This is a genomic window from Aeromonas sp., from assembly GCF_050633025.1.
In the GTDB taxonomy this organism is placed as follows: Bacteria; Pseudomonadota; Gammaproteobacteria; order Enterobacterales; family Aeromonadaceae; genus Aeromonas.
Genome location: NZ_JBODRQ010000194.1, coordinates 1 through 4,529 on the forward strand (window position 1 = coordinate 1; position 4,529 = coordinate 4,529).

The following is a 4,529-nucleotide window of genomic DNA, read 5'->3' on the forward strand; positions in this document are numbered from 1 at the left end:
AAAACAGAATCAAATTCAAACCCTTGGGTAATCCATAACCAGGCTATTTCTGTTTTGTTTTTATTAGCGCGACTTCCCACCACTGGTATCCCTCCCGTGCTTTGCTATTTGGGTCGAACGCTAGCGACAGCGGCGTACGTCCTGGAACAGCTCGCTGGCGTCTACATCTTCCAGACGGATGATGCGAGCATCAGAGGCCATCGCCATTTTCTCGATCTTGTCCAACGCCGTGACAATGGTGCGCACCATGCCGTTGGAACGTTTTCGGATGAGATCCAGCAAGGCTTCGTCAATCTCCACATCGACCTCCAGCATTTCGCTGGCAAAAAGGGCTACGTCTTCCAAGTCGGCGGCCTTGAACTCAATCCACTGGGAGATGCGATTAAACAGCTGCTTGCGTTGGCTGATGCGGCGGGCAATCTCTTCCATCCCGACCAGGATCAGGGGTTGTTCGGTGGCATCGTAGATATCGCGAAGGGTCTCCATGATGCGGGCATTGCCAATCACGTGATCCACCTCGTCAACAAACAGCACCAGCTCCTGCGCCCGCACGGCCTCGACAATACCGTCGATCTGGGCGCGTAGGCTGTGACGCGGAGCCAAGCCGATCTCGCGGGTGATGCCATCCATCAAACTGGTGAGGGTATCGGCCTTGTAGCAGCGCACAAACACCCCATTCACCTCATCCTGATTGAACAGCCACTCTACGGCGGTGGTCTTGCCAAAGCCGGTAGACCCATGCACCAAACCGATTCCCGGCACCATGCTGGAACGGTTGAGCAGGTTGTCGAGCAACTGCTCGGTCTTGAGCATGTTTTTGACTTCAACGATCTTGTGTTTCATAGTGGTTTTGTCCTTTGTTTTTGGGCCTTTTCGGGCTACTCGCTAACCTTTTGCCTGGGTGCGGCAGGTAGCCCGAACTTCATCCAGATGGCGGTTAATGCGTTTTGCCATCAGCTTGTGGCTGTAGAGGTATCGGGTCAGCCACTCCTTCTCCCGCTCTGTCAGCGGGGTATCCAGCTCCCGCTCTGCCAGATAGATGGCTTGCTCGTACTCGGTCTTGAGTGCTCTCGATTCCTGCCCTGCGCTGGTTTGCGCCCGCTGCGCTTTCTCTTCTCGTCTGGCTTCTATGGCGGCCAGTTCTGCCGCATTGAAACGGGCGGGTTCAGCAGGCGTTGAGACCCCGGTGAGCGCGGCCAATGCCGGGTTATCAAGGGTGAGATCGCGCCGACTGAACGCTTCAATACCCTTGGCCTGATCGACGAAGTGGCGCACCACATCCTGATGGAGCTGGTCGATGCCAAAGGTCTTGGCAAGGTTGCGCATCTCGCGGCGAAAGCTGGCCAGCGCCTTGGCATCGGCTTTTTTGGCCGCCCGGAAGGCATCGGGACTGATGCCATTGCCCAGCAGGTCGATGTTGATGGCCTCGATCCGCTCGTTCCAATCGCCGGTGCGGTACAAGATGGCGCGGCCCACATCGCACGGATCGAGGAAGACGCTGACCCGCTGGCTCTTCCAGTTGTGCTCCAACAGTTCGGGGGCGCTGTATTTGAGGCCACCGGCCTTGATAAAGCCTTTGGAGACGGTCGCCTCGCCGATATGGTTGAGCAGCAGATCCAGCGCAGCTTCATCGGGAATGGCGCGGCGCTGATAACGGGCCAGCTGATACTTTTCATTGGGGCTGACCCCGAGGGCACTGTGTTTGCGGTTGTGGTAACGGGCATCGAGCCAGTTATCGAGCAGGGTTTGCAGTTCGGCGGCCGTCATGGCCAGCTCGTAAATCTCTTTTTGTGCATCCGGTTTGCGCTTCTCCTCCAGCCGCTGGGCAAAGCTCTTGCGCGCCTCGATCACCTGACGGTCTGCCACGCAGTGGCCTATATAGGAGGGCAACAGCTCGATCAGGCCGTGGCTCAAGGTGCGGAAAAAACGCTCGATATGGGGTTTCTCCCACCCCGAGTAGGCGTTGGAGCGGCTGACGTTCATGCCAAGCAGGGTGCAGATGGACATGACCCGCTGGCTCACGTAATCAGAGCCGTTATCAGTGCGCATCACGCCGTTATCGTTGAGGGTGCCCCAGGCCAGCAGGGTCTTGCGCAGCAGCAGACAGATCCCCTCGCTCGATGAGCTCTTGGCCACCAACAGACGAACGCGACGGGTATACACGTCGATCACCGCAATGATGCTGTGGCGACCATCCACCAGCATGGCATCGACCGGGGTGCTATCGAACTCCCAGACGTCGTTGGGCTGGGCCATCCAGGGGTACATCTCCTCGATCGCGCTGCGGTATTTGTTGTTGTAGGCATCCGGGTTGGTGGTGTAGGTAAAGGCCACCTTGTTCTCTGCCAACCATTTCACCATCCAGCGACGCAAGGAGGATTGGCTGGGGATCTGCCATCCCAGCTGATTCATGTCGTTGTATTGGCTGGCCAGTTCGTGCAGCGCCCCCCACTTGTTGGCCAGATGGGGCTTGGTGGTGACCAAGGCGGTGAGAAACTGGGCCAGCTCCGGGCTCTGTTCGACGGTTGATGGGCGCTCCCGCTGATAGTTGCCAGCTAGGGCTGCGGGGCCTGCATCCGCCAGCGCACTTTGCCAGCGGCGCAGGGTGATCAGACTGAATGGCTTTTGCTTTTCATAAACGCTGACAGGCAGGGCGAGAGTGCGGGCACGGTATGCCTCGATAAAGGCGCGGCGACCCACCTCCCCTTGCTGGCAGGCGTGATAGGGGGCCAGGAAGATATCGGCGGCCTGCAGGATCAGCAGTCTGGCATCGACCTTCTGGCGAGCCCCCTCCCCCAATGTCAGCAATTTGCGGCCTGCTTCCGGTTTGACCGGCACCTCACGCGCCAGTAACTTGGCCATGGCCTTGCCACCCGCTGCATGATCGGTCACCGCATGACCTTGTGCGGCCACGGCTTGTTCTGCCAGGTAACGGCGGGTTTCAATCGGCAGTGAGCCAATGTGGTATTCGGCCCCTTTGCCTTTTTCGCGCTTGCGGCTTTGCCACTCTTCACGCTCGGCCTTTTTGCGCACACCATCGGGGTAAGCGGGCATGCCGACTAATCCGGCCAGCGCTTGGGCGGTGTACCAGGTGCTCATTGGTCACCTCCCAGCAGATCGATCCCCAGCGACTCGGACAGCAGGGCCATGATGGCGCGGCTTTCCCGACGCTTGGGGCTAATCCCTCTGGCCGGAGCATAGTGTTTGATGCAACGCTGTACGGCTCGGGGGTGCAACCCTTTAGCGCGGGCCCAAGCAGCTTGGGAATATCCGCATTTTATGAGCTCAGCCCTGATCCACTCTGGTGTTTTCCCTGACATACTCACCCCGTTTCGGTATCATCAAGTGTCGCAGCGCGTATCTTTATCATTCATAAAAGAATGATTTTATGTCGCAATGCGTCACATATGAATGATTGATCACCCCAAAAAGATTGACAAGTCTTTTTGTGCGGAATTTTTTGCCTATCGACTCACCAGCATTAGCCACTAGCCGAGAATTCCTTGTATGTCAGAGCGTTATGAAGAAAAACCACAAGCAGTACAAAAAGACGGTGAGGTATCTTTTCTGACGGCGGGAATGGATACTTTGAGTGACCGTCTGGATGAGCTGCGCGGGAGCCTGAGCTACAAGGCATTTGCCGAACTGGTGGGGATGAGTGAGTCGGGGATGCGCAAATACTTCCCCCCGTTTAATTCACTACCCACCATCGACAAGGCGCTGCGCATCGCGCGGACGTTCAATGTGAATCTGGAGTGGCTGGCCACCGGTCAGGGCCCGAAACACCCGGATGGAACGGCCGAGCAGATGGTGCAACGTGAGGAGTTTGATGAAGAGTACGCGCTGATCGATGGCTACCATGTCACCGTCAGTACCGGCCATGGTGCGTTTAATGATGATCATGAGGTTAAACGCAAGCTGGCCTTCCGCCGCAAGTGGCTCACGTTTCGCAAGTTAAACCCGGATAACCTGGTGGTGGTCTTCGCCAAAGGCGACAGCATGGAGCCCACCATCCACTCTGGTGACTCTATCCTGGTCGATATCAGCAAGAATCAGATCGAAGACGGATCCATCTTCGTGTTGCGCCTGGGAGAAGAGCTCTACGCCAAGCGCCTGCAGAAAAACTTCGATGGCGGGATCACTATCATCAGCGACAACCGCGATGATTACCCCCTGCAGGTAGTTCCAGCCAACCAACTGGAGAACCTGGCCGTGATCGGCAAGGTAGTCTGGGCCGGGCACGATTTCTTTTAGCGAGACACTCTCACAAGTGAGAATGTCTCGCTTGCGCAGCTCTTAAACCCGGATTTAAACCACTGGCTGTCACAAAAGAGAAAAAACAGGCGCCCAGCCTGTTTTTCATTTTCAGCGCATCCCAATCGGCTGAGCGTACCAACTTTTCATTTTGCGGTTAAACGGCTTGGTTTAACCGCATCACGCCACAAGCCCCGCCATTCCTGAGTTTGTCCCGCCATCTCCCACTTGTTTCCACCAGCTCCCGGTTTTTCATTCTTGGTGGTGGGTTACAC

At 56.8% G+C, this 4,529-nt stretch carries 3 protein-coding genes; 1 reads left to right on the forward strand and 2 read right to left on the reverse strand.

Annotation, left to right across the window (positions count from 1 at the left end; translation table 11 throughout):
• Positions 1–120: 120 nt before the first annotated feature.
• Together ACRAUW_RS16925 and ACRAUW_RS16930 are read right to left on the reverse strand one after the other, a co-directional pair.
• On the reverse strand, positions 121–843 hold the full coding sequence (locus tag ACRAUW_RS16925; protein WP_139747559.1) for an AAA family ATPase: 723 nt from the start codon (positions 841–843) through the stop codon (positions 121–123).
• A gap of 42 nt (positions 844–885) precedes the next feature.
• Positions 886–3,099, reverse strand: a complete 2,214-nt coding sequence (locus tag ACRAUW_RS16930) for a DNA-binding protein (protein WP_431363211.1) — start codon at positions 3,097–3,099, stop codon at positions 886–888.
• A gap of 408 nt (positions 3,100–3,507) precedes the next feature.
• Between ACRAUW_RS16930 and ACRAUW_RS16935 the strand changes: the two genes are divergently transcribed.
• On the forward strand, positions 3,508–4,254 hold the full coding sequence (locus ACRAUW_RS16935; protein ID WP_013723688.1) for a LexA family transcriptional regulator: 747 nt from the start codon (positions 3,508–3,510) through the stop codon (positions 4,252–4,254).
• Positions 4,255–4,529: the final 275 nt, after the last annotated feature.